The sequence below is a fragment of the Lutibacter sp. A80 genome, from assembly GCF_022429645.1.
GTDB lineage: Bacteria > Bacteroidota > Bacteroidia > Flavobacteriales > Flavobacteriaceae > Lutibacter.
This window is the reverse complement of the sequence record NZ_CP092480.1, coordinates 3,754,037-3,779,182: the sequence shown is the minus strand read 5'-3', so window position 1 is coordinate 3,779,182 and position 25,146 is coordinate 3,754,037. Positions and strand designations below refer to the sequence as shown.

The 25,146-nt window shown below is 28.2% G+C and carries 27 protein-coding genes; 17 read left to right on the top strand and 10 right to left on the bottom strand.

All coding sequences use genetic code 11. The annotated features are described in order from the left end of the window. Positions 1–38: 38 nt before the first annotated feature. On the bottom strand, positions 39–1,037 hold the full coding sequence (gene lpxD, locus MHL31_RS15535; protein ID WP_240226907.1) for a UDP-3-O-(3-hydroxymyristoyl)glucosamine N-acyltransferase: 999 nt from the start codon (positions 1,035–1,037) through the stop codon (positions 39–41). Positions 1,038–1,192: 155 nt separating this feature from the next. Here lpxD and MHL31_RS15530 point away from each other — a divergent pair, with 155 nt between their 5' ends. Together MHL31_RS15530 and MHL31_RS15525 are read left to right on the top strand one after the other, a co-directional pair. After that, a complete protein-coding gene (locus MHL31_RS15530) occupies positions 1,193–3,508 on the top strand; it encodes a type IA DNA topoisomerase (protein WP_240226905.1) in 2,316 nt (771 codons plus the stop codon). Then, on the top strand, positions 3,495–4,067 hold the full coding sequence (locus MHL31_RS15525; protein ID WP_240226903.1) for a pseudouridine synthase: 573 nt from the start codon (positions 3,495–3,497) through the stop codon (positions 4,065–4,067). The genes MHL31_RS15530 and MHL31_RS15525 overlap by 14 nt, the downstream gene beginning before the upstream one ends. An 18-nt stretch (positions 4,068–4,085) precedes the next feature. On the opposite strand, the gene MHL31_RS15520 is transcribed toward MHL31_RS15525, so the two are convergent. Both MHL31_RS15520 and MHL31_RS15515 read right to left on the bottom strand, forming a co-directional pair. Next, positions 4,086–5,708, bottom strand: coding sequence for a SulP family inorganic anion transporter (locus MHL31_RS15520; protein WP_240226901.1), 1,623 nt, complete (start codon positions 5,706–5,708; stop codon positions 4,086–4,088). Positions 5,709–5,854: 146 nt separating this feature from the next. After that, positions 5,855–6,439 carry an NUDIX hydrolase gene (locus MHL31_RS15515; protein WP_240226899.1) on the bottom strand — a complete coding sequence of 195 codons (585 nt, stop codon included), beginning with the start codon at positions 6,437–6,439 and terminating at the stop codon, positions 5,855–5,857. 7 nt (positions 6,440–6,446) lie between these two features. Here MHL31_RS15515 and pyrE point away from each other — a divergent pair, with 7 nt between their 5' ends. Next, positions 6,447–7,088 (top strand): orotate phosphoribosyltransferase, encoded by a 642-nt coding sequence (gene pyrE / locus MHL31_RS15510; RefSeq protein WP_240226897.1) that lies wholly within the window; start codon positions 6,447–6,449, stop codon positions 7,086–7,088. Positions 7,089–7,098: 10 nt separating this feature from the next. Beyond that, positions 7,099–7,488: an SRPBCC family protein gene (locus tag MHL31_RS15505; RefSeq protein WP_240226895.1), complete on the top strand. Its 390-nt coding sequence runs from the start codon at positions 7,099–7,101 to the stop codon at positions 7,486–7,488. A 23-nt stretch (positions 7,489–7,511) separates the two neighbouring features. Here the strand turns inward: MHL31_RS15505 and MHL31_RS15500 are convergent, their stop codons facing one another. Beyond that, positions 7,512–8,249 carry a biotin--[acetyl-CoA-carboxylase] ligase gene (locus tag MHL31_RS15500; RefSeq protein ID WP_240226893.1) on the bottom strand — a complete coding sequence of 246 codons (738 nt, stop codon included), beginning with the start codon at positions 8,247–8,249 and terminating at the stop codon, positions 7,512–7,514. Positions 8,250–8,335: 86 nt separating this feature from the next. Between MHL31_RS15500 and rsfS the strand changes: the two genes are divergently transcribed. Genes rsfS through MHL31_RS15465 form a run of 7 tightly spaced genes read left to right on the top strand, consistent with a single transcriptional unit; the run spans position 8,336 to position 13,736 of the window. Then, positions 8,336–8,707 carry a ribosome silencing factor gene (gene rsfS, locus MHL31_RS15495; RefSeq protein ID WP_240226891.1) on the top strand — a complete coding sequence of 124 codons (372 nt, stop codon included), beginning with the start codon at positions 8,336–8,338 and terminating at the stop codon, positions 8,705–8,707. A gap of 31 nt (positions 8,708–8,738) precedes the next feature. Continuing rightward, a complete protein-coding gene (gene ftsH / locus MHL31_RS15490; RefSeq protein WP_240226890.1) occupies positions 8,739–10,730 on the top strand; it encodes an ATP-dependent zinc metalloprotease FtsH in 1,992 nt (663 codons plus the stop codon). A gap of 43 nt (positions 10,731–10,773) precedes the next feature. Then, positions 10,774–11,361: a hypothetical protein gene (locus tag MHL31_RS15485; protein ID WP_240226888.1), complete on the top strand. Its 588-nt coding sequence runs from the start codon at positions 10,774–10,776 to the stop codon at positions 11,359–11,361. Positions 11,362–11,364: 3 nt separating this feature from the next. After that, entirely contained in the window at positions 11,365–12,186 is an 822-nt protein-coding gene (locus MHL31_RS15480) for a phosphatidate cytidylyltransferase (protein ID WP_240226887.1), read from the top strand. Between the two features lie 3 nt (positions 12,187–12,189). Then, a complete protein-coding gene (locus MHL31_RS15475) occupies positions 12,190–12,840 on the top strand; it encodes a phosphatidylserine decarboxylase family protein (RefSeq protein ID WP_240226886.1) in 651 nt (216 codons plus the stop codon). An 18-nt stretch (positions 12,841–12,858) separates the two neighbouring features. Next, on the top strand, positions 12,859–13,119 hold the full coding sequence (locus tag MHL31_RS15470) for an acyl-CoA-binding protein (RefSeq protein ID WP_240226885.1): 261 nt from the start codon (positions 12,859–12,861) through the stop codon (positions 13,117–13,119). Then, a complete protein-coding gene (locus tag MHL31_RS15465) occupies positions 13,119–13,736 on the top strand; it encodes a YceI family protein (RefSeq protein ID WP_240226884.1) in 618 nt (205 codons plus the stop codon). Before MHL31_RS15470 ends, MHL31_RS15465 begins: the two co-directional genes overlap by 1 nt. A gap of 132 nt (positions 13,737–13,868) precedes the next feature. On the opposite strand, the gene MHL31_RS15460 is transcribed toward MHL31_RS15465, so the two are convergent. The 5 genes from MHL31_RS15460 to MHL31_RS15440 all read right to left on the bottom strand — a co-directional run bounded on the left by MHL31_RS15460 (position 13,869) and on the right by MHL31_RS15440 (position 20,130). Then, positions 13,869–15,881 (bottom strand): DUF349 domain-containing protein, encoded by a 2,013-nt coding sequence (locus MHL31_RS15460; protein ID WP_240226883.1) that lies wholly within the window; start codon positions 15,879–15,881, stop codon positions 13,869–13,871. Between the two features lie 122 nt (positions 15,882–16,003). Further along, entirely contained in the window at positions 16,004–16,750 is a 747-nt protein-coding gene (locus tag MHL31_RS15455) for a shikimate dehydrogenase (protein ID WP_240226882.1), read from the bottom strand. Beyond that, positions 16,743–17,765, bottom strand: a complete 1,023-nt coding sequence (locus MHL31_RS15450) for a DUF368 domain-containing protein (protein WP_240226881.1) — start codon at positions 17,763–17,765, stop codon at positions 16,743–16,745. The genes MHL31_RS15455 and MHL31_RS15450 overlap by 8 nt, the downstream gene beginning before the upstream one ends. Positions 17,766–17,768: 3 nt before the next feature. Continuing rightward, positions 17,769–18,701, bottom strand: coding sequence for a DUF368 domain-containing protein (locus MHL31_RS15445; protein ID WP_240226880.1), 933 nt, complete (start codon positions 18,699–18,701; stop codon positions 17,769–17,771). A 31-nt stretch (positions 18,702–18,732) separates the two neighbouring features. Beyond that, entirely contained in the window at positions 18,733–20,130 is a 1,398-nt protein-coding gene (locus tag MHL31_RS15440) for a tetratricopeptide repeat protein (protein ID WP_240226879.1), read from the bottom strand. A gap of 140 nt (positions 20,131–20,270) precedes the next feature. Here MHL31_RS15440 and pyrR point away from each other — a divergent pair, with 140 nt between their 5' ends. The 6 genes from pyrR (at position 20,271) to MHL31_RS15410 (ending at position 24,756) form a co-directional block, all read left to right on the top strand. After that, positions 20,271–20,810 carry a bifunctional pyr operon transcriptional regulator/uracil phosphoribosyltransferase PyrR gene (pyrR, locus tag MHL31_RS15435; protein WP_240228915.1) on the top strand — a complete coding sequence of 180 codons (540 nt, stop codon included), beginning with the start codon at positions 20,271–20,273 and terminating at the stop codon, positions 20,808–20,810. Positions 20,811–20,814: 4 nt separating this feature from the next. Then, entirely contained in the window at positions 20,815–21,753 is a 939-nt protein-coding gene (locus MHL31_RS15430; RefSeq protein ID WP_240226878.1) for an aspartate carbamoyltransferase catalytic subunit, read from the top strand. 83 nt (positions 21,754–21,836) lie between these two features. Next, a complete protein-coding gene (locus MHL31_RS15425) occupies positions 21,837–22,169 on the top strand; it encodes a ribonuclease Z (RefSeq protein WP_240226877.1) in 333 nt (110 codons plus the stop codon). A 17-nt stretch (positions 22,170–22,186) separates the two neighbouring features. Beyond that, on the top strand, positions 22,187–22,546 hold the full coding sequence (locus tag MHL31_RS15420; RefSeq protein WP_240226876.1) for a T9SS type A sorting domain-containing protein: 360 nt from the start codon (positions 22,187–22,189) through the stop codon (positions 22,544–22,546). Continuing rightward, a complete protein-coding gene (locus tag MHL31_RS15415; protein ID WP_240226872.1) occupies positions 22,543–23,460 on the top strand; it encodes a ribonuclease Z in 918 nt (305 codons plus the stop codon). The genes MHL31_RS15420 and MHL31_RS15415 overlap by 4 nt, the downstream gene beginning before the upstream one ends. A 42-nt stretch (positions 23,461–23,502) precedes the next feature. Next, positions 23,503–24,756, top strand: a complete 1,254-nt coding sequence (locus tag MHL31_RS15410; RefSeq protein WP_240226871.1) for an ATP-binding cassette domain-containing protein — start codon at positions 23,503–23,505, stop codon at positions 24,754–24,756. Here MHL31_RS15410 and MHL31_RS15405 read toward each other — a convergent pair. Then, on the bottom strand, positions 24,753–25,115 hold the full coding sequence (locus MHL31_RS15405; RefSeq protein WP_240226870.1) for a CoA-binding protein: 363 nt from the start codon (positions 25,113–25,115) through the stop codon (positions 24,753–24,755). The genes MHL31_RS15410 and MHL31_RS15405 overlap by 4 nt on opposite strands. Between the last annotated feature and the right edge of the window lie 31 nt (positions 25,116–25,146).

Here is a 25,146-nt window from a genome sequence, read left to right as displayed (position 1 = left end):
TAAAATTTAATTAACATTTATAAAACAAATATAATTTATTATTTCTTTCCTTTTCCAAGTTTTTTTACTGCAACCCACTGCCTAAATGTATCTCTAGCATCTGTAGCAGGATACCCAACTACTGTTTTACCAGCAGGAATATCGTTCATAACACCAGAACCACCTCCAACAACGGCTCCTGAACCAATAGTAACATGGTCTTTTATACTTGAAGCTCCTCCTATAATTACACCATCTCCTAAAGTAACAGAACCTGCCAAACCACTGCTTCCAGCCATAATACAAGAACGTCCTAACACACAATTATGTGCTATTTGTACCAAATTATCTATTTTACAACCATCTCCAATTATTGTTGCACTAAATTTAGCACGATCAACAGATGAGTTTGCTCCAATTTCTACATTATTGCCTATAATAACATTACCAATATGAGGTACTTTTAACAGTCCTTTCCCATCTTCTCTTGGTCGGTACCCAAAGCCATCAGCTCCAATACTTACGTTAGAATGAAAAATACAATCACTTCCAACTATACTACGTTCACGTATTACTGTTCCAGACCAAATAACTGTTCTATCGCCTATTTTTGAAGCATCAAAAATTACTACATTTGGAAATAACTGCACATTATCTCCTAATTCAACATTTTTCCCTATATAACAATTCGCTCCAATTTTACAATTTAAACCAATTTTTGCAGTAGGTTCTATTACTGCTGTTGGATGAATATTATCTTCAAATTCAGGTAAATTAGGAGTAAAAACTTCTAGCAATTTTGCCATTGCCAAATCAGCGTCTTTAACTTTAATAATAACTTTATTTTCTATGGCTTCAACTTCAATATTTTCACTGACAATAGCAGCACTAGCTTTTGATTTTTTCCATAAATGAACATATTTTTTATTTCCGATAAAGCTAATTTGATTTTCAGTTGCTTTTTCTAAATGTTCTGGACCTGAAATTTTATGAGTTGTAGCTCCAATTAATTCTCCGTTTAATATTGAATTGATTTCTTGAATTGTGTATAATATCATTGATTGATTGATGTTTAGGCAATAAATATATTCTTTTTAATTTTAACATAGACTTACTTTAAACGTAAAAATGATACTACAGCTATTAAAATTATATTTTTTAATGTTTCAAATTTTAAAATTTAGTATTTTGCACCTTCAAAAATTAATATAAAATGAAAGTTTGTATTGCCGAAAAACCAAGTGTTGCTCGTGAAATTGCTACTGTTTTAGGGGCAACTACAAAACGCGATGGGTATTTTGAAGGAAATGGCTATGCGGTTACTTATACTTTCGGTCACTTATGCACTCTTTTTGAACCAAACGATTATAAACCACATTGGAAAAGTTGGGATTTAAATAATTTACCAATGCTTCCAGATAAATTTGAGACTAAAGTTGTTGCAAATGAAGGTATTCAAAAACAATTTAATATTGTAAAAAATTTATTTGATAAAGCTGAAGTAGTTATAAATTGTGGTGATGCTGGACAAGAAGGAGAATTAATACAACGCTGGGTTATTAACCAAGCTAATTATAAAGGTGAAGTACAACGCTTATGGATTTCATCATTAACTACAGAAGCCATAAAAGAAGGTTTTCAAAATTTAAAACCCTCAGAAAATTACAACAGTTTATATTATGCTGGTTTTTCTAGAGCCATTGGAGATTGGCTTTTAGGAATGAATGCTACCAGATTATACACCGTAAAACATGGTGGCTATAAACAAATGTTATCCGTTGGACGTGTACAAACTCCAACACTGGCAATGCTTGTTAATAGATATAAAGAAATTGAAAATTTTAAACCACAACCTTATTGGGAATTACAAACCTTATACCGAGAAACACAATTTAATTGTGAAGAAGGACGGTTTTTAAAAAAAGAGGAAGGTGAAATTTTTGCAAATAAAGTAAAAGAAAGCGATTTTGAAATTGTATCAATTACTAAAAAGAAAGGTAAAGAATACGCTCCAAAATTATTTGACTTAACGGGTTTACAAGTTTATTGCAATAATAAATTTGGATTTTCTGCGGATGAAACCCTAAAAATTGTTCAAAAATTATACGAACAAAAAGCAGTAACATACCCAAGAGTTGACACTACCTTTTTACCTAATGATGTATATCCAAAAATTCCTGGAATTTTAAAAAATCTAACAAATTACCAAAATTTAATAACTCCTCTATTAGAAAAAAAAATAAAAAAATCACCTAAGGTCTTTGACGATAAAAAAGTTACAGATCACCACGCAATAATACCAACAGGAATCCAAATAAACTTACAATACAATCAACAACAGGTATACGATATTATTACCAAAAGATTTATTGCTGTTTTTTATGATGAATGTGCCGTTTCTAACACAACAGTAATTGGAAAAGCAGATACGGTTTCTTTTAAAACAACTGGAAAAGAAATTTTAAAAAAAGGGTGGAGAGTTGTTTTTGAAACCCCAAATACAGTTAAAAAAGAAGCTGGTATTTTACCAACTTTTGTAAAAGGTGAAAAAGGTCCTCATATTCCTTCATTTTTAGAAAAAGAAACAAAACCTCCTAAGCATTATACGGAAGCTACACTTTTACGCTCTATGGAAACAGCAGGGAAACAAGTAGATGATGATGATTTAAGAGAGTTAATGAAAGAAAACGGAATTGGTAGACCATCTACACGTGCAAATATTATTGAAACACTTTTTAAACGCAAATATATAAAACGTAATAAAAAACAATTATTACCTACAACAACAGGAATTCAATTAATTGATACCATTCAAAATGAATTGCTAAAATCTGCAGAACTCACTGGAAGATGGGAGAAAAAATTAAAAGAAATTGAACAAGGCACTTTTAATGCTGGGACTTTTATAAAAAACATGAAAAAAATGGTAGATAACCTAGTATACGAAGTCCGTTCTGAAAAAGTGAGAGCAAATATTTCAGCGGTAGCAGCTTCAAAAAAAACAGCTTCATCCAGCTCTAAAAAAACTTCAAAAAACAAAAAGGGAATTACTAACGAAAAATGCCCTAAATGTAATAACGGTTATCTTCTAAAAGGAAAAACCGCTTACGGATGTAGCAACTATAAAAATGGTTGTGATTTAAAACTCCCATTTAGTTTTTTAAATAAAAAAATATCTGAAAATCAATATATCAGATTATTAAAAAAAGGATGTACTGTAAATTTAAAAGGATTTAAAAATGAAACAGGGACTGTTGAAGGTTTAATTCGTTTTGATGAAAATTTTAATTTAAAATTAGAAGAAAAACAGGCTACTCGTCCTCAAAAAAACACTAAAAATACACCTGAAAAAATCAATTGCCCTAAATGTAAAAAAGGTACTATTTTAAAAGGCAAAACTGCTTACGGCTGTAGCGAATATAAAAATGGTTGCGATTTTATTTTTAGTTTTGATGATATTAGAAAAAAAGCTGCAGGAAAAGAGCTAACAAAAGAATTAGTTTATCAAATTTTAAATGGAAAACACTAAACATCAACATTTTGCAATTTACAAACCAGACGGATATTTAAGTCAATTTATAAATAACCAAACAAAACGTACCAATAAAAAAATGTTGGGTGATTTATACAATTTTCCAGAAAACACTATGGCAATAGGTCGCTTAGATGAACCTTCTGAAGGCTTATTATTATTAACTACCAATGGAAAAACAAGCGAGTATATTAGAAGTTCTAAAATAGAAAAAGAATATTATGCCCAAGTTGATGGTATTATCTCTTCTGAAGTTATAGAAATATTGAAAAACGGTGTTGAAATTAGTACTGAATCAGGGAAATATCTAACTAAAAAATGCTCCGTTAAAAAGATAGAAACTCCTTTATTACCAAAAAGAAATAAAAAAATTAGAGATGAACGCCATGGCCCAACAAGCTGGATTTCTATTACTTTAACCGAAGGTAAATTTAGACAAGTTCGTAAAATGACTGCTGTAGTTGGATTTCCAACTTTACGCCTAGTTAGAGTAAGAATTGGCAACTTTAAACTTCAAAATATGCTTCCTGGAGAAGTTAAACCTATAGTTATTTAACTTCTCCTATTAAGCTAATTAATTTTCAAATAAACCTTTTGTAAATTTTTCTGGATTTGCCGCTAAATGGTAACGTGGATCATCGATAGCTTCAATAATAACCTCTTTAAACTTTGGACTAGATTTATGTAATAATACTTTACATTCTTCACTTAAATGCTTTAAATAAATTTTTTTGCCAGCTGTTTCATATTTTTCAACTAAATTAAAAATAGCTTCAACTGCTGAATGGTCTGAAACTCTAGATTCAACAAAATCAATTTCTACATGATCTGGATCATTTTTCACATCAAATTTCTCCATAAATGTTGAAATTGAGCCAAAAAATAACGGTCCCCAAATTTCATAAGTTTTAGTACCATCCTCTTTCATTCTTTTTCTTGCTCTAATTCGTGTAGCATTTTCCCAAGAAAAAACCAATGCACTAAAGATAACACCCGCAATTACTGCAATTGCTAAATCGAAAATTACCGTTAATGCCGAAACTAAAATTAAAACAAATAAATCTGCTCTAGGAATTTTATTAATAATTCTAAAACTACTCCAAGCAAAAGTACCAATAACCACCATAAACATTACACCTACTAAAGCTGCTATTGGAACTTGTTCTATATATGAAGAACCAAATAAAATAAACAACAGTAACATAATAGCAGCAACAATACCTGATAATCTGCCTCTACCACCACCTTTAATATTTATAATAGATTGACCAATCATAGCACAACCACCCATTCCACCAAACAAACCGATAACAATATTAGCTCCACCTTGCGCTAAACATTCTCTATTTCCATCTCCACGAGTTTCTGTTAAATCGTCAACTAAATTTAAAGTCATTAAGGATTCTATTAAACCAATAGCTGCTAAAATTAATGCATACGGTAATATAAATACTATAGAGTCCCAAGTAAATGGAACTTTTGCAAAAGTTTCTAACTTTAAAGTAGGAAAGCCACCTTTTAAACCTGTTCCACCTCCATCTCTAATAAAAGAGCCTACAGTTGCAACATCAAAATTTATAAAAATAGCAACTCCGGTAACAATTAAAATGGCAATTAAAGCCTCTGGCAATTTTTCTGCTTTTTTAATTTTTGGCAATCCCCACATTATAAGCATAGTTAAAGCTACCAAACCAATCATTACATATAATTGATTCCCCTCTAGCCAAACTTTTTCACCACCTACTGTTCTTTTAAACATACCCAATTGAGAAAGAAATATAACAATTGCCAATCCGTTTACAAATCCCATCATTACAGGATGCGGAATTAAACGAACAAATTTACCAAGCTTTAAAAGACCTGCTAAAACTTGAAATATTCCCATTAAAATTACGGTTGCAAATAAATAATACAATCCTAAATTCTCACCAGGATTACCTAAAGCATTTCCTTCGGAAACTAAACTAACCATAACTACAGCCAAGGCTCCAGTTGCTCCAGAAATCATACCTGGTCTTCCTCCAAAAATTGAAGTAATTAAACCTACCATAAAAGCAGCATATAAACCAACTAATGGATCAACACCTGCTACAAATGCAAATGCAACGGCTTCAGGAACTAAAGCTAAAGCTACAGTTATTCCAGATAAAACATCGTTTCTAACGTTTGATACTCTTTTAGTTATAAATTTTGTCATTAAATATTATTTTAAAAAAGTGGCAAATATAAGTAAATAAAATTTGTGGTATTATTATTAATGTATTTGATTTTTAAATTGTTATACGTATTACTATTTTAGATTTAACTATTTAAACAAATTTTGTATGCTATTAAATATTTCAATTACTTAAATAACAACTTTATATTTTCATACGTATTTTCTAAAGCAGTATTTATTTCTTCAGTATTTTTAAAAATTGCTTGTTCAATATCTTCTTCTTTTTGCGGTGTTAATTCATCTTTAAAATTAGTATCCATTAAAAACCAAGAAGTTATTTTAAGTATCATCTTTTCTTTTTTTTCAAAAATATGATATGTTTTTCCTAGAAATTTTGAAATTGTAAGCCCAGTAATTCCACATTCTTCTTCTACTTCACGAATAGCACAATTTTGTATAGATTCACCTTTCTCTAATTTACCTTTAGGCAAGTCCCATTTATTTAACCTGTAAATAAACAACACTTCATTATTTAAGTTAATTACTTTTCCTCCGGCCGCTCGCTCTATTTTAAAAACAGACTTAAACAACTGCCAATCAGCCTTTAAATCTTTACATATTAAACATATTCCAAGAATTTTATTTTCAAATAAATCGGTTACAATTGCTTTAATTTCTAAAGGATTAAAGCTTACCGTTTTATATTTTGTTGATATTTTATTGTTTTCTGTCAAAATAATTGGACAGTCATTCACAAAAACTTTATACATTTGCATTATGATTATGAACAAAGATACAGCAAAAAAAACAGCTGAGCTTTTATTACAGATAAAAGCTATAAAGTTACAACCAAACGATCCGTTTTCATGGGCTTCTGGTTGGAAATCTCCTATTTATTGTGATAATAGAACTACGCTTTCTTTTCCTAAAATAAGAAATTATTTAAGAGAAAACTTAGCTAATATAATTGAACAAGAATATGGAAAACCCGATGTTATAGCAGGTGTAGCAACTGGTGCAATAGCTATTGGAGTTTTAGTAGCCCAGCATTTAAATGTACCTTTTGTGTATGTTAGACCTGAACCTAAAAGCCACGGAAGAAAAAACCAAATTGAAGGCTTTTTAGAGAAAAATAAAAATGTAGTTGTTGTTGAAGATTTAATAAGCACTGGAAAAAGTAGCCTAAATGCTGTTAAAGCACTAAAAGAAGAAGGTGCCAATGTTAAAGGTATGGTAGCTATATTTAATTATGGCTTTAAAGTTGCTGAAGAAAATTTTAAAGAAGCAGATGTTAGACTAACCACATTAAGTGATTATCATCATTTATTAGAACTTTCTTTAGATAACAGTTATATTTCTACAAAAGAATTAGAAACGCTTACGCTTTGGAGAGAAAATCCAAGTGAATGGAATCAATAAAAACATATTTATGAATTTAGAAACTAAAAAATCGATTATAAATAAATCTCAAAAAGAATTTTTTGAGTTTTTAACAGATCTTAACAATTTTGAGCAATTAATGCCCGAAAACAATACTAAATTTGAAGTTGATGGTGATTCTTTTATTTTTGGATTAAAAGGAATGCCAGAAATTAGATTGGTAGTAAAAGAAAAACAAGAATTCGATAAAATTGTTTTAGGCGCAGCAAGTAGTAAATTAGATTTTTCTTTAACTGTAACTATAGATGTAGTTTCTGAAAACTCTTGTGAAACACAATTACTATTTGAAGGTGATTTTAACCCGATGATGGCAATGATGGTTAAGGGACCTCTTCAAAAATTCATTAATACTTTAACAGAAAACGCGTCCAAATTATAATTTATATTATATATAAGGTATAGTTAACGACTCGCAAATTTGATTTCTTTTAAATTAAATTTGCGAGTCGTTTCATTTTCAAGTTCAACAACAAGTCTCCCATTTACATCAACAGAAATTATTTTCCCCAAAAAAATCTCCCCTTCATTATCTTCAAACATGGCTGGAGTATTTATTTTATAAAGCTCTGCTAAGTACATTTTTTTCAAACTTTCAAAAGCATCTTCTTCTATTAATTTCACATACTTTTCTATTGAAACAAGAATATTTGAAAGCAATTCATCTTCGTTAAAAGTAGTACCCGATAATTTTTTTAATGAAGTTACATTTTCTATGTCATTCGGAAATATTTCTTGATTAACATTCAAACCAATTCCTATAATTGAATAATTTATAAACGCACCTCTTAAAATATTTTCAATTAAAATTCCAGCTATTTTATCCTTTTCTGCCAATATGTCGTTTGGCCATTTTATCTTAAATGGCACATCTACAAAAGCTCTTAATGCAGAAATTAAACCTAAAGAAACAGCCATACTTAAATAAAACTGATCTTGAATTTTAAAGCTCTTAAAATTAACTAAAATACTAAAAGTCAGATTTTTACCTTGTTCTGAAACCCAAGTAGTTCCTAACTGACCTCTTCCTAAAGTTTGATGTTTTGCAACAACAACAGTAAACGTATCTAAAGTACTTTTTTGAACTAGTTTCTTTAAGTAAGAATTGGTAGAATCAATGGCATTAAGTTTGATAATATTCATTTGTAGTTTATAATTTCAACAAAGTTATTTAAATGACAATTTATGATAAAAAAATAATAACTTTGTAACCAAATAAAAAAAAATTAATGACAAGAAAAAATGTAAGCGCAGACGAATTAATTGCGGTGATTATAAAGGCAATAGATGAAATTAAAGGTCTTGATATTCAAATTTTAGATTTAAGAGAGATAGATAATACTGTTTGCGATTATTTTATAATAGCGACAGGGAATTCAAATACACACGTAAATGCCATTTCTGGTATTATTCAAAAACAAGTTGGTAAATTATGTAAAGAAAAGCCTTGGCATGTTGAAGGAGAATCTAACGCCGAATGGGTTTTACTAGATTATACTAACGTAGTTGTACATGTTTTTCAAAAAAGTGTACGCGAATATTACGACATTGAAAGTTTGTGGGGTGATGCAAAAATAACATCAATACCTACATCTAACTAAATAAATACTTCACCTTTTTGAAAAAAACTAAATGAGTCAAGAGAAAAAAAATACATCAAAAAATAAAAATATAAAACCACCTAAATTCAATTTCTATTGGATTTATGGAATTGTTTTTGCACTTTTTATAGGATATCAAATCTTTAATAGCGATAGCTTATCTACTAAAAATTTAAGTCAGAATGAATTTGAAAACATTCTTAAAGAAAATGATATTGAGCGCATTTTAATTATTAATAATAGCGTTGCTAATGTTTTTATTAAAAATGAAGCTTCAGACAAAGAACAGCATAAAAAAAATAAAGGCTCTCTTTATTCTGCTAATTCACCAATGTATTATTACAAATTTGGTGATTTAAATAAATTTCAAGAAAATTTAGAAACTACAAAAGAGGAATATGATTTATCGTTTGACGTTAAATTTGAAGCTAAAACAGATTTTATAGATACATTATTTATGTATTTACCTTTTATCTTTTTAATTGGTCTATGGATTTATTTTATGCGTAGAATGTCTGGCGGTGGCTCAGGTGGTGGCGGTGGCCAAATATTTAGCATTGGAAAATCTAAAGCTAAATTATTTGATCAAGACCAAAAAGTTAAAACTTCTTTTAAAGATGTTGCAGGTTTATTAGGTGCTAAAGAAGAAGTTCAAGAGATTGTAAATTTCTTAAAAAATCCAGATAGATACACCTCTCTTGGTGGAAAAATACCAAAAGGAGCCTTATTAGTTGGCCCTCCTGGTACTGGAAAAACCTTATTAGCAAAAGCTGTTGCAGGAGAAGCTGGTGTTCCTTTTTTCTCTTTATCAGGTTCAGATTTTGTTGAAATGTTTGTAGGTGTTGGAGCGTCTCGTGTTAGAGATTTATTTAAACAAGCACAACAAAAAGCACCTTCAATTATTTTTATTGATGAAATTGATGCCGTAGGTAGAGCAAGAGGAAAAAGCAATATGACTGGTGGAAACGATGAAAGAGAAAATACCCTAAATCAGCTATTGACAGAAATGGATGGTTTTGGTACAGATACCAATGTAATTGTTATAGCTGCTACAAATAGAGCTGATGTTTTAGACAAAGCACTTTTAAGAGCTGGTAGATTTGATCGTCAAATTTATGTTGATTTACCAGATTTAAAAGAACGTGAAGCTATATTTAAAGTACACCTAAAACCTATTAAAACAGATAAAGATGCTGATGTAGCGTTTTTATCGCAACAAACACCTGGTTTTTCGGGTGCAGATATTGCAAACTTATGTAATGAGGCTGCTTTAATTGCTGCCAGAAAAGGTAAAAAAGCCGTACATCATCAAGATTTCTTAGATGCTGTTGATAGAATTGTTGGAGGTTTAGAAAAGAAAAATAAATTAATTTCACCTAAAGAAAAGAAAACTATTGCTTTTCACGAAGCAGGACATGCAACAGCTAGTTGGATGCTAGAACACGCCGCACCATTAGTAAAAGTTACCATTGTACCTAGAGGACAATCTTTAGGAGCTGCCTGGTATTTACCTGAGGAGCGTCAAATTGTACAAGCAGAACAAATGCTTGACGAAATGTGTGCTACTTTAGCTGGTAGAGCTGCAGAAAAAATAATGTTTGATAAAATTTCAACGGGTGCTTTAAACGATTTAGAAAAAGTTACTAGACAAGCTAAAGCAATGGTTACTGTTTATGGTCTAAATGACAAAATTGGTAACATTACTTATTACGACTCTAGTGGACAGTCTGATTATAATTTTACAAAACCTTATAGTGAAGAAACGGCTCAAACAATTGATAAAGAAATTTCTTTAATTATAGAACAACAATACCAACGAGCTATAAAAATATTAACTGACAATAAAGATAGATTGGTTACTCTTGCTGAACTTTTACTTGAAAAAGAAGTTATCTTTAAAAAAGATTTAGAATTAATTTTTGGTAGTAGACCCTTTGATAAAGAGGAGATAATTGATGAAATTGAACATAAAAATTCATCTGAAACACCAAATATTGAAAATTCATCTGAAACAACAGAATAGTTTAATAAGTTTTTCATAATTTTGAATTTATTCAAAGCAGCAAATGAATTTATTCAAAAAATTATTTAGTACACCAAAACAAAAAGTAACTGAAGAACCTTCTTCTGAATTACAAAACTTGCCACTTGATCAAATTTTTGTAGAAAATTTTATTAAGAACAATGGTAAGTTTTTGTATTGTACTACATTACAAGAAGTAGTGTTGAATTTGAAAAATATTATTCAAGAAAATTATTGGGAAACTATTAATTGTAATGATAATGATTTATTAAAATTAATAAAATCATTAAATATTAAAACCACGAACAAACTATCTAATAAATTTCCAACTTTTTTAAGCTGCGAACATTTAATTGCAGAAAATGGAAGTATTTTATTCTCTTCAAATCAGTTAAAAGAGCATAAAATATCGGATTTATCAGAACATTTTATTGTCTATGCTACCACCAGTCAGTTAGTAAAAACTAAAGGTGAAAGTTTAACAGGAATTAAAACACGCTACAAAGGTAATATACCTAGTAATATTAGTGCTATTAAAAATTACAACCTAAAGAGTAAAGATGATGACTTTATGAATTATGGGAATACTAATTCAAAAAACTTATATTTACTACTTTTTGAAGATTTATAATTTATGGGAAAATTTTTAAAACGTGCACTATCTGGATTTATTTTTGCTAGTGTATTAATATTTTCAATACTATACAGTAAAATTACATTTATATGCCTATTCTTTACTTTAATGATATTGTGCTTATATGAATTTAAAAGAATGATTGCTTTAAAAAGTATATTTCCTTATATAATAGGATGCCTTTTTTTTGTTTTTGGAAATATTTTAAACGTTGAAGATATTCCTTCTAGAATAATTTTTGAATATGTTGGAGTTGCTTTATTTTTAACAATATTTATAACTTTTGCCTCTATTCTTTTTGCAAACAAAGATGAAGTAATTACCCATCTTGGAAAAATATTTTTATCGGTAATTTATATTGTAGTTCCATTTACTTTAATGGTACAAATCCCATTTTTAAACTCTTCATTCAACTATGTTAACACTACTATTTTAGGTGTTTTTATTTTAATTTGGGTAAACGACACCTTTGCGTATTTAGTTGGAAATGCCATCGGAAAACACAAACTATTAGAACGCATTTCACCAAATAAAACCATAGAAGGATTTATAGGAGGAATGGCATTTACCTTTATTACTAGTATTATATTTGTATTAACCAATCAATTTCCTAGTTTAACTCAAATACAATGGGTTGTTATTGCCGGAATTGTTAGTATCTTTGGAGTATTAGGAGATTTAATAGAATCTATGTTTAAAAGACAAGCTGCTGTTAAAGATAGTAGTAACTTTATACCAGGGCACGGTGGATTTTTAGACAGATTTGATAGTGCAATTTTTGCTGCTCCGTTTATTTTTATTTATTTACAACTAGTTCATTAAATTATGTTTCACAAAGAAGGTTATAAAATAATTTTAACTGCAACTATAATAATTGGAGTTGGAATAATACTTATTGAAAATTTAGTAAGTTTAAATTGGTTAAATAAACTTTTAGCTCTAGTACTACTTTTATTTTATGTAATAATTTTACAGTTTTTTAGAAACCCAAAAAGAAACACCACTTTAAATCAAAATGCAATTATAGCTCCTGTTGATGGAAAAGTAGTAGTAATTGAAGAAGTATTTGAAAAAGAATATTTTAAAGATAAACGAATTCAAGTATCCATATTTATGTCGCCTTTAAATGTTCACGTAACAAGGTTCCCTTTAAGTGGTATTGTAAAATTTAGTAAATATCACCCAGGTAAATTTTTAGTTGCTTGGCATCCTAAATCTTCTGAAGAAAACGAAAGAACTACAGTTGTTGTCAACAATAAAGTTTATGGAGATGTGTTATATAGACAAATAGCTGGTGCTTTAGCAAGAAGAATTGTAAATTATGCCAAACCTTCTATGGAAGTTGTACAAGGAGAAGATGCTGGATTTATTAAATTTGGATCTAGAGTAGATGTTTTCTTACCTTTAAACACTAAAATAAAGGTAAACTTAAACGATAAAGTAAAAGGTGGAATACAAACAATTGCCGAAATATAGTACCTGAAGCTTAATATAATGGACGAAAATTTAAATAAAAAGTTTGAAGAGGCTTACCGTAAAGCGTCAAATACAGATATTAAATTGCCTCCAGATATAATGCTTCAATTTTATGCGTATTATAAACAAGCTACCAAAGGTAATAATTATGAAAATCCATCTGGAAATATACAATTAAGAAATGCATTTAAACTAAATGCTTGGTTTCAATTAAGTCATCTGACTGCTACTGAAGCTAAAAAGGAATATATTAAACTTGTAAATAAATTTTTAAAATGATGAAAACTAATTATTTAAACATCCTATTGATTTTAACTCTTACAATAGTTACTTCATGTAAAAATACTGAAAAAAAAGAAAAAATTAACACCGAAGATAAAGGTTACACCGTAGATGAAAAAACTACAACTATAAATTGGATAGCTTACAAAACCAATGATAAAATACCTGTAAAAGGACAATTTACGCAGTTTGAATTAGAGAACTCTTCTAAATCTAAAACAGCTTTAGAAGCTCTTAATAATTTAAAATTTAACATTCCAGTAAGTAGTCTATTTACAAATGATACTATTAGAGATAACAAACTAAAAAAATTCTTTTTTGGAGTGTTAAAAAATACATCGTTAATTTCTGGAACTATACACACTAACAACGAAACTTCTGGAACAGTTGATATTACAATGAATGGAATTACACAAGCTCTACCAATTACATTTGTTGTTAGCGATCAAATGATTACTTTAGAAGCTGTTATGGATTTAGACAATTGGCAAGCACAAGCTGCAATAGATTCTCTAAATGAAGTTTGTAAAGAATTACACACTGGAAGTGATGGAGTTTCTAAAACTTGGAGCGAAGTTAAAATAGAAGTTGCAACATATTTAAAATACGAATAAACCATAATAAGACACTTGCATAAAATCTAATGTAAGTTATCTATATTTTTGAGATTAAAATATTAACTAAAAAGGCTGTTTAGAAATTTCTAAACAGCCTTTTTTAATAGTTTATAACTAAGAGATTATCTTTTAAATCTCAATAGTTTTCAAATAGTTTAACTTAACTTTCCAAACATCTAATTTTTCTTTATAAACATCTATTTGTTTACGTACATTCTTAACTAAAGGATTATCTTCTGTTACGTTAGAAATAAAACCAATATTGTTTTCTAGTTGTTGAATTTCACGTATTGTTTCATCTATTTTCTTTCTTATAAATAACTGTTCAGAATCTAATTTTCTATAGTTTTTTTGTTCTATATAACTATTTACTAAATTTTTAAATTTAATCATTTCAATATCTTGCTTCTCAATATCGCTATTATTGTCTACAACTTTATCTAATAATTTATTAAATTTAACCTCTATATGTCTCATTTCATAAGGTACTCTACCTAATTCTCGCCATTCATTAACATATTCATTTATTGTATCTATAGAAATATTTTCTGCACTTCCTACTGCTTCTTTAATAGAAGTTAAAAGTTCTTTCTTTTTATTTAAAACCTCTATTTGCTCTTTATTTCCAATATCTTGATTTTTATGAAGTCTATCAAAATAATGGTTACAAGCTTCTTTAAATTCTTTCCAAAGTTTATCAGAATATTTTCTTGGAACATGTCCAATTTTTTTCCAATCAGACTGAATTTTTTTCATCACCTCAGTAGTTGAATCCCAGTCTTCACTATCCTTTAATGAAACAGCTTTTTCAATTAAAGCTTTTTTCAAATTTAAATTCTCTAAATGTTCTTTTTTTACATTTTTAAAGAACTTGTTTTTCTCTAAATTAAATTTACGAGTAGCATCTTTAAATTTAGCCCAAATTTGATCGCTTTTTGCTCTAGGAACTTGACCAATACTGAAAAACTTATTACGTAATGCTTCAATTTCTTTAATGCTTTTTTGCCAATCTGATCTAGATTTATTTTGTGTAATATCAATTGCTTCAATTGCTGAAATCACTTCTAATTTCTTGTCAATATTACCTTCAAATTTAGATTTCATATCCTTGAAAAATTCATGACGATTGTCATGTATTTTTTTGGTAATTTCGCTAAAACGTTCCCAAACCTCTTCTCTTTTATCTCTTTCTACAGGACCTACATCTTCTTTCCAAAGTTTATGCAATACTTGTAATTCTTTAAAAGCTGCATTTACATCTTTTAATTTCAATAATGCTTCTGCTCTATCAATAAGTTTCAGTTTTTCATCTAAATTATGTTTAAAATCTAAATCTCTTAAATCATTACTTAGGTGTAATAAATCGTAAAAACGTTCTACATGGTGTTGGTAAGTTCTCCAAGTATCATTATATTTTGCTCTTGGAATTGGGCCTATAGCTTCCCATTTAGCTTGAATATCTTTAAACATTTTATACATAGTAGCACCTTCGGCGTTATCTATTAAATGTTTTAAATTTTCAATTAATTCTAACTTTTGTTCTAGATTAGTATTTAATGTAGCTTCTTGTTCCGCATAAAACTTATTTCTTTTAATCTTAAAATCATAAAGAATACTGTTGTATACAGATTTTATTGGATTGTTATATTGAAAATCAATACTATCACCGCCTTCAGCTAAAAATTTCTCTTTTTCTGCTTTTAAAAGTTTTCCAAACTTAAGGTTAAAAATACTTTTAATTTTATTAACATTACTATTAATGCTTTGAACCTGACCTTCTTTAACAAGTTTTCCTAATTCATCTACTAAAGCTTCTAAACTTAAGCTTTCGTAGTTTTCCATTTCAATTTCTTGATGCTGACTTTCTTCAGCACTTTCAGCAATTTTACTTTCAATTTCATCTATTGCTTTATTTGAAATGCTGTTGTTTTTAATTTCAGGTGTTGGTACTGCTTCTTCAGGTTTAGCTCCAACATCAGTAACTTTTTCCACTTCAGAATCTTTAACTGCTACTTCTTTTTGAGCTACGTCATCTGTTTTTATTTCTGAATTAACTTCAGGTGCAGTTTCAATTTTAGAATCTTTAGGTTGTTCTGTTAAATTATTTTCTTGTACTGGTAATTTTTCTTCTTGGTCTAACATATTATAATGTTTAAGGTTCAATAATTACACTCTTTAATAATTTTAAATTTTAGTGTATAAAAGAGTATTTAATATTAGATTCAAAGATACTATAAAAGTTGCGTTAAACTTTCGAAAATTTACTATAAATTCCAGATCTCCCAAGATTTTTCAGCCTGAAGTTCAAGCATTTCATAACCATTTTTAATTATTGCCCCTTTACTTTTACCTTCTAACAAAAATTTACTTTCTGTTGGGTTATAAATTAGATCAAATAATAAATGTTTGTCTGAAATATATTGGTATGGTATTTTAGGTGCTTCTTCTGTATTTGGGTATGTTCCTATTGGTGTACAATTAATAATTACGGTATATTCTTCTATTATTTGCTGATTTAAAACTGAATACAAATAGTTGTCATCATTCAATCTTCTAGAAACAAATTTATATTCAATATTTAATTTTTTTAAAGCATAAGCTATAGCTTTTGATGCTCCTCCAGTTCCTAAAATTAATGCTTTTTTATGATGCGGCTGTAATAATGGTTTTATTGAATTTAAAAACCCATAATAATCTGTATTATATCCAACTAACTTATTATCATTAGTGATTTTTATAGTGTTTACGGCTCCTATTTCTTTAGCATCTGCATCAATTTCATTTAAATACCGCATTACAGATTCTTTATACGGAATTGTAACATTTATACCTCCGTACTCATGTTCTTTATGGTATAAAAGATATGGAAATTCTTCAATCTCAGGGATATCCAAATTACTGTAATTTAAGGTATCTAAGCCTAATTTTTTAAATTTTTCAGAAAAATATTTTCTTGAAAAAGAATAGGAAATATCTTTTCCTAATAAACCAAATTTTGTACGATTATTCATCAATATATTCTTTACGTTCTGCTCCATATTTATCAATAAGTAAAATAATTGCTGCCCCTACTGCTATAAAAAAGATAGCGATCCAAGTTTCTTTATTTGAAAAGTCTGGAAAATACCTTTCAAAATTCTCAATTATTTTATTTCCATTTACATCTAACAAATTTACACCATTTTCTACCTTATATACTTCTTTTTTCCAAGGCCAAACAATTCCTAAAGAACCTGCTATAAAACCAATAATTACGGCTGTTACAATTTGATACCAACGCTTTAATACAAATCCTAAAATATGAGAGATTACAACCAAACCAAACACAGATCCCGCTGTAAAAGTTGCAACAATTTCTAGGTAATGTATTCTCTCTTCACTATCCATAAAACTAAAATCGCCTATAAAAACTTCTGTTAAAGTTTTAAATAAAACAGCCACAGAGTCTACAAGTAACAATACATAATTTCCCATTAGAATAAGTATAAAAGAACCCGACAAACCTGGAAGTGTCATTCCAGATACTCCAATTATTCCACACATAAAAACAAACCAAAGGTTGTCGTTTTCTTTAGCAGGACTCATAAAACTAATAGCAATTCCTAATGATACACCTACAATTACAGATATGATATTTTTTGTGTTCCAATTTTCAAAATCTTTAGAAATATAATAGATAGATCCTAATATCATTCCAAAAAAAGCACTCCAAACATACAGTTCATAATGCTTTAACAAATAATCTAAGCCTAATGAAATTGTAAAGTAACTAAACATACTTCCTCCAAAAACCAATAATAAAAAAGTAGCATTTGTATATTTATAAAAACTCTTAAACCTTCCATTTATAAGTAGTAATAGTGCTTTATAATTTATTTTTCTGAAGGAATAAATCATCTCTTCATAAAAACCTAAAACAAAAGAAACTGTACCACCAGAAACACCGGGAACTTTATTAGCTGCACCCATTGCTAATCCTTTTAAAAAAAGGAAAAATTTATCTAGTAAATTACGTTCTTTAGCCATAAATTAATGTGATTTCGACAATTTTGCTACCTTCTCTAATATAAGAATTACTACAAAACCTACAAATGCCAATAGTATTGCCATTGTTAATTGGGCATCACCTTCAAAAGAAAGTGGAGAGATACTTTGCTCGTTAAAAGGCACTTTTATTCCGTGTGAATTTGTACGCCATGTAAGTGTTTCTTTCCATGGCCAAATTTTATTTAAAGAGCCTAAAATAAAACCCGTTAATACTGCTAACGTTAAATTTTTGTAATTATTGAACAACCATTTTAATACTTTAGAAAAAGTTAACAGCCCAACTACTCCTCCAGATATTACAATTGCTAATAATTTAAAATCTCTATCGTGTATAGCATCTAAAACTGGTTTATATGCTCCTAATAAAACTAGAATAAATGAACCCGAAATACCAGGTAATATCATAGCACAAATAGCCAAAGCACCAGCTATAAATAAAAATAATGGTGATGAATTTTCAGAAACTAATGGTTGTAATGTAGTTATATAATAAGCAACTAACGCCCCTACTATAAAGAGTATTACTGACAATACAGTCCATTTAGTAATTTGCTTTCCAATAAATAAAATACTTGCTAAAACCAATCCAAAAAAGAAAGACCAAACTAGTATCGGTTTATTTTCTAACAACCAAGAAATTAATTTAGCTAACGAAAGGATGCTTATAAAAATTCCGATTAAGAGTGCTACTAAAAAATTACCGTTTATTGTGTCCCAAAAAACTCTAAACCCTTTGTCTTTTAATAATTTTATTGTTGAAAATTTAATAGAACTTATAGAGGTAAGCAATTCTTCATAAATACCTGAAATAAAAGCAATTGTTCCTCCAGACACGCCAGGAACTACATCTGCTGCTCCCATTGCCATACCTTTAAGTGTGATTATAAAATAATGAATTAGTTTTCTTTGTTGCATTTGTTTTTTGTTAAAACACAAATGTAATATTTTATAATGAAGTATTTTTGAAATTGCTAATGATATCTAACACCCCTTGGCTTTTAAATATCTCAGGAAATAAATCTTTTATTTCTTTATGATATTCAAAATCTATTTCTAATGCTTTTATTAAATGTTTTTTCCCTTTAGAAAAATCTTTAAACTTAAAATAAATACAACTAATTCTATATTCTATCTCCGCAAAATCTTTAAATACTTTTGAAGCTTTTTTTAAATTAATCAATGCATCTTTATAATCACCTAAATACCAAAGTACATCACTTAAGCCTATCCATATTGCAATATCAAAATCTTGTAACAAGATACAATTTTGAAAGGCTCTTACCGCTTCTTCAAAAAAGTTTAATTTTAGATTAATTTCAGCATATTTTCTCCAATATAAGCTGTTTTTCTCATCAATTTCAATCGCTTTATTTATATAAAAAAGTGCTTTGTAATAATTTTTATTTAAAATACTTAACTCAGTAATTGCTAACCATCCTTTATCTAATAAGGGATCTTCGTGTACTGCTTTTTTATAAAATTGAATTGCTAAAGCAGATTTATCAAGTTTTTTATAACATTCTCCAATTCTTAAATACACAAAAGATGTAGGATCATCTAAATCTATAGTGATTTTATAATTTTCAATTGCCTCTTCATATTTTTTTAATTGTTCTAATGTTTTGGCTTTTTCTAAATATGCTCCAACAAAAGTTTCGTCAATCAAAACTGCATAATCGAAAGCTCTCAAAGCTTCATTGTAATTTTCTAAAATAAAATATTGCCTTCCTAATTGGTGCCAAGCTACTTCACTGTATGGATCTTTATCTATATATTCATTTAAATAATCAACGGCTTCTGTATGTTGCCCTTGCATATCAAAACAATAAATTACATTATAGAGTGAAGAATAATCGTCAAAATCTACAGTTAAACATTTTGCAAAACTCAATCTAGCTTCATCAAAATTATCTAAAAATAAATATTCCATACCAATCATAGCTAAAATATCTGCTTCATCATCGGTATACAATAACGCTTTTTTTAAAAAATCTATAGCTTTTAGATGTTTGTCATTTTTAGAAAAAATACTTGCTTGCTGCACATATATTTCTTCGTTTGTAGGTTCTATTGCTTGTAATTCTTTTAATAACGTTGATGCTTTTTCAAATTCTCCATCAAAAATCATTAATTCAGCTTTTAATAATTTTAGCAAAATAGAATTAGGATGTTGATGCAAACCTAATTTAATTGCTTTTTTGGCTAAAGAAATTTTACCAGAGTCGATATAATAATGTATAATTTCTTCAAACTCAACAGAATCAAAGAAATAAACACTATTAGTTTTTAGCATTGATTCAAACTTAGTTAATGGCAAATTATTTTCTTTTGGAGTTAAAGACATATATATAAAATATAATTAAATACTACAGAAATAAAAGTACAAGAACAAATTCATAATTTAAAACTAAGTTCTAAATGTTTTTAACAAATTAATTAACAAAATGCTTTATATTTGTATTCCAAACAATGTTTGGTATTGCAATGGGCAAAAAAATTCTACTTAACTCTAAAGAAATTCACATTATTTTACATCGATTGGCATGTCAGTTAATCGAAAATCATAATAATTTTGAAAATACTGTTCTTATAGGTATTCAGCCAAGAGGTGTTTATTTAGCTGAAAGATTAGTTTCAATTTTAAAAGAAGATTATGCTATTTCTAATGTAAAATTAGGAAAATTGGATATTACTTTTTACAGAGATGATTTTAGAAGACGTGGTGAACCTATTGAAGCTAATAAAACCAACATTAACTTTATTGTTGAAAATAAAAATGTTGTTTTTATTGATGATGTTTTATTTTCTGGCAGAAGTATTAGAGCTGCATTAACCGCAATACAATCATTTGGAAGACCAACTGATATTGAATTGTTGGTATTAATAGACAGACGATTTAGTAGACATCTACCTATTCAACCAAACTATAGAGGACGGCAAGTAGATGTTATTAATGAGGAAAAAGTTACCGTAAATTGGAAAGAAAAAGACGGTAAAGATGCCGTTTATATTATAAATAATTAATTACATGAGTCAGTTAAGCGTACAGCATCTTTTAGGTATAAAGCATTTAAAAAGAAGTGATATTGATTTAATTTTTGAAACTGCAGATCATTTCAAAGAAGTAATTAATCGCCCTATAAAAAAGGTTCCATCGTTAAGAGATATTACCATTGCAAATTTATTTTTTGAAAACAGTACTAGAACAAAACTTTCGTTTGAATTAGCTGAAAAACGTTTATCTGCTGATGTTATCAACTTTTCAGCAAACCAATCTTCAGTAAAAAAAGGAGAAACCTTAATAGATACTGCAAATAATATTTTATCAATGAAAGTTGATTTAATTGTAATGCGACATTCTCATGTTGGTGCCTGTGATTTTTTATCAAAACACGTGGATGCTAAAATTGTAAATGCTGGAGATGGCACACATGAACATCCAACACAAGCATTGCTAGATTCTTATTCAATTAGAGAAAAACTAGGAAGTGTAACTGGAAAAAAAGTAGTAATTATTGGCGATATTTTACACTCAAGAGTAGCATTATCAAATATTTACGCTTTAAAATTACAAGGTGCAGAAATAAAAGTATGTGGTCCAAAAACACTCATTCCTAAATATATTGAAAGCTTAGGTGTTGGTGTAGAATGTGATATTAAAAAAGCCCTAGAATGGTGTGATGTAGCCAATGTTTTAAGAGTTCAAAACGAACGCATGGCTATTAATTATTTTCCATCAACTAGAGAATATGCACAACTATTTGGAATAAATAAACAACTTTTAGACACACTTAACAAAAAAATTGTTATTATGCACCCTGGACCAATAAATAGAGGTGTTGAAATTACAAGTGATGTTGCAGATTCAGGACAATCCATAATTTTAAATCAAGTTGAAAATGGTGTTGCAATTAGAATGGCTGTAATCTATTTATTGGCGCAACAAATTGAAAGACACAAACAATAAACGGACATATTTTTACGCTATTTACTCCGCAAAATAACCAATAGCCAATAAATCATGTGACCGTAAAAAATAGTTTAAAACACATGGAAATAACTAAAACTGAAAATTACACTATACTAAAACCAATAGATTCTTCTTTAAAAAAATTCCTTAAAAATTTAGAAGACAATCTGTTAGAATTTAAAAACCAGCACTTAATTCTAGATTTTTCAGAAAAAATTAACACTAATATTAAAGAATTATTGCTATTTTTGAATATAAATAATCAACATCGAGAAAACGGCACAAGTTTTGTTATTATTATTGATGGTATTGAAATAGATGAAATCCCTGACGAAATGAATATCGTTCCTACTTTTACAGAAGCGATAGATATTTTAGAAATGGATGCAATTGAACGAGATTTAGGATTTTAAAAACAATAGGCTTATTGATGAAAAAATTACTTTTAATAACATTTTTATTGATTATTACTTTTTCTTATGCTCAAGAAAAGGATACTCGTGTTGTTATTAAAAATAATGAACCTATTACTACTACGCTTTTATCCTTATCGGCATCTCCAAATCCATTAACCATTAGAACCCGTATTAACTTTACTTCTACTAAAAATCAATCTGTAGAGTTTACAGTTAAAAATCTAGTAGGTAAAACCGTTTACTTAAAAAAGATTAATGCAAAAAAAGGATTGAATTCATTCCAATTTAATAAAAATGATTTAAACAACGGGATGTACATTTATTCATTACAATCCGATTCAGAAATCATATCAAAAAGATTAATTATTCGATGAGTTTAAAACTCACTATTTTGGGTTGTCATTCTGCAACACCTCGTGTAAATGCACACCCAACAGCTCAATATTTAGAAATTAAAAATCATAACTTTTTAATTGACTGTGGAGAAGGTACACAGGTTCAATTACGTAAATACGGTGTTAAATTTTCAAAAATTAAACACATATTTATTTCACATTTACACGGTGATCATTTTTTTGGACTAGTAGGATTAATTTCAACATTTAGACTCTTAAATAGAGAAACCGAATTACATATTTATGGACCTAAAGGCATAAAAGAAATTATAACTTTACAACTAAAAATTTCAAATTCTTGGACGCATTACCCTTTACATTTTCATGAATTAACAAATACAGCTAGTGAATTAATTTTTGAAGACGATAAAGTAGAAGTTCATACAATTCCTTTAAACCATAGAATTTATACAAATGGATTTTTATTTAAAGAAAAATTAGGAGAACGTAAGTTAAATATAACAGCCATTACTAATTACAAAGAAATTGAAATTTGCGATTTTCAAAATTTAAAAAATGGAAGAGATTTTAAATTAAAAAATGGTACTATTTTAAAAAACGAAGATTTAACATTAGATCCTACACCTCCTAAAAGTTATGCTTTTTGTAGTGATACTACTTACCTTCCAGCAATAATTCCTATAATAAAAAATGCCAATTGCTTATATCACGAGTCTACTTTTTTAAAAGATAAAGAAAATCTGGCATTAACCACAAAACATTCAACTGCCGAACAAGCTGCTAAAATAGCACTACAAGCCAATGTACAACAACTTATTATTGGTCATTATAGTGGTAGGTATAAAAATATTGAAGTTTTTAAAACAGAAGCACAAGAAATTTTCAATAATACACATTTAGCTGAAGCTGGAAAAGTTTTTGAAATTAACTAAAGTTCTTAATTTAGCCTTATTTATTACTTTTAATTTTACAGAATGAATAACGAACCTATAGCAGTTCTTGTTAATAATAACATTGACAAAAAAACTTTTGTTTCAACAATTTTATCTAAAAACAATTCAGGCACATTACAGAAATACAATAACTTAAAAGGGATTTTATTTTCTGACATAGCTATAAAAAATTACATTGAAGAAGAATATAGATATGATATTATTAAAGTAGCAAAAAACTATAACAGAAAATTAAGTGAATTTTCTTCAGGTGAACGAAGAAAAATATTTTTAAAATACTGCTTAAATCAAAAACCTGATTATATAATATTTGATAGTATTTTCGATCATTTAGACAGCAACTCTCAATTAGAATTAACCAATACTATTAAACAAATTTCCAAAAAATTTCAAATAATACAATTGGTTAATAGAACTAGTGATATTCTTAATTTTATCAAACACAAATATCAAATAAAAGACAATACTTTTAATTTACATAGCCTTAAAAATACACATACTTCTTATTACTCTAATTTCAAAAATGAAATTCCAACAGCATTAAAAGAAATTAACTATACAGGAAATACTCTTGTAAAATTCAGCAATGTTTGCGTAAGTTACAATAATAGACCTATTGTAAAAAATATAAATTGGACGGTAAAAAAAGGTGAATTTTGGCAATTAGTTGGACCAAATGGTTCTGGAAAAAGTACTTTATTATCATTAATTACTGGAGAAAACCCAAAAGCATACGGACAAGATATTCATATTTTTGGGCAAAAAAAAGGTAGTGGGGAAAGTATTTGGGACTTAAAAAAACGAATTGGCTATTTTTCTACAACAATAACCGAGCTTTTCAGCTGTAATCAAACTTTAGAACACATAATATTATCTGGATATTTTGATTCTGTTGGACTTTATAAAAAGCCGCAAAAAATGCAATTAGATGCAGTAGAACAATGGCTTAAAATAATTAATTTATCAACTTATAAAAACACACCGTTTTTAAAACTTTCATCTGGACAACAAAGAATTGCTTTAATTATACGCGCACTAATTAAACAACCTCCACTTTTAATTTTAGATGAACCTTTAGAAGGTTTAGATGATGAAAACACAACTTTAGTAACACAACTAATTAACTTACTTATTGATAAAACAGAAATTACAATTTTATATGTTTCACATAGAACTGAACAAAGATTACTACCTACAACCATTTTTCAACTTACCCCAAGTCAAAGTGGATCTTTAGGTAAAATCATTAAAAATAATATTGTTTCAAAAAGTTAATAGGCACCAATACTTAATAAAACTAAAGTACAAGCTTTTTCAAATTGAATACTATTTGCTGTTAATATTTTTTCAAATTCTAAATTTTCAGCTCCAGGATTAAAAATTACACGTTCAGGTTTCAACCGCACAACATAATCATAATAATTTTCTTGATTTTTTGCGTTTAGATACAATGTAACAGTATGTATATTTTCTAATAACTCTTTAGAATTAAAAATTTCAACACCTAATATTTCTCCTTGTTTATTTCCAATAGCAGATACTTCAACTCCCTTTTCTAACAATAACTTTACGGCTTTATTAGAATATCTATTTGGATTTATTGAAGCTCCAATTACCAGTGTTTTATTATACATCAATAAAATTATTTAACATTATATTAACTTT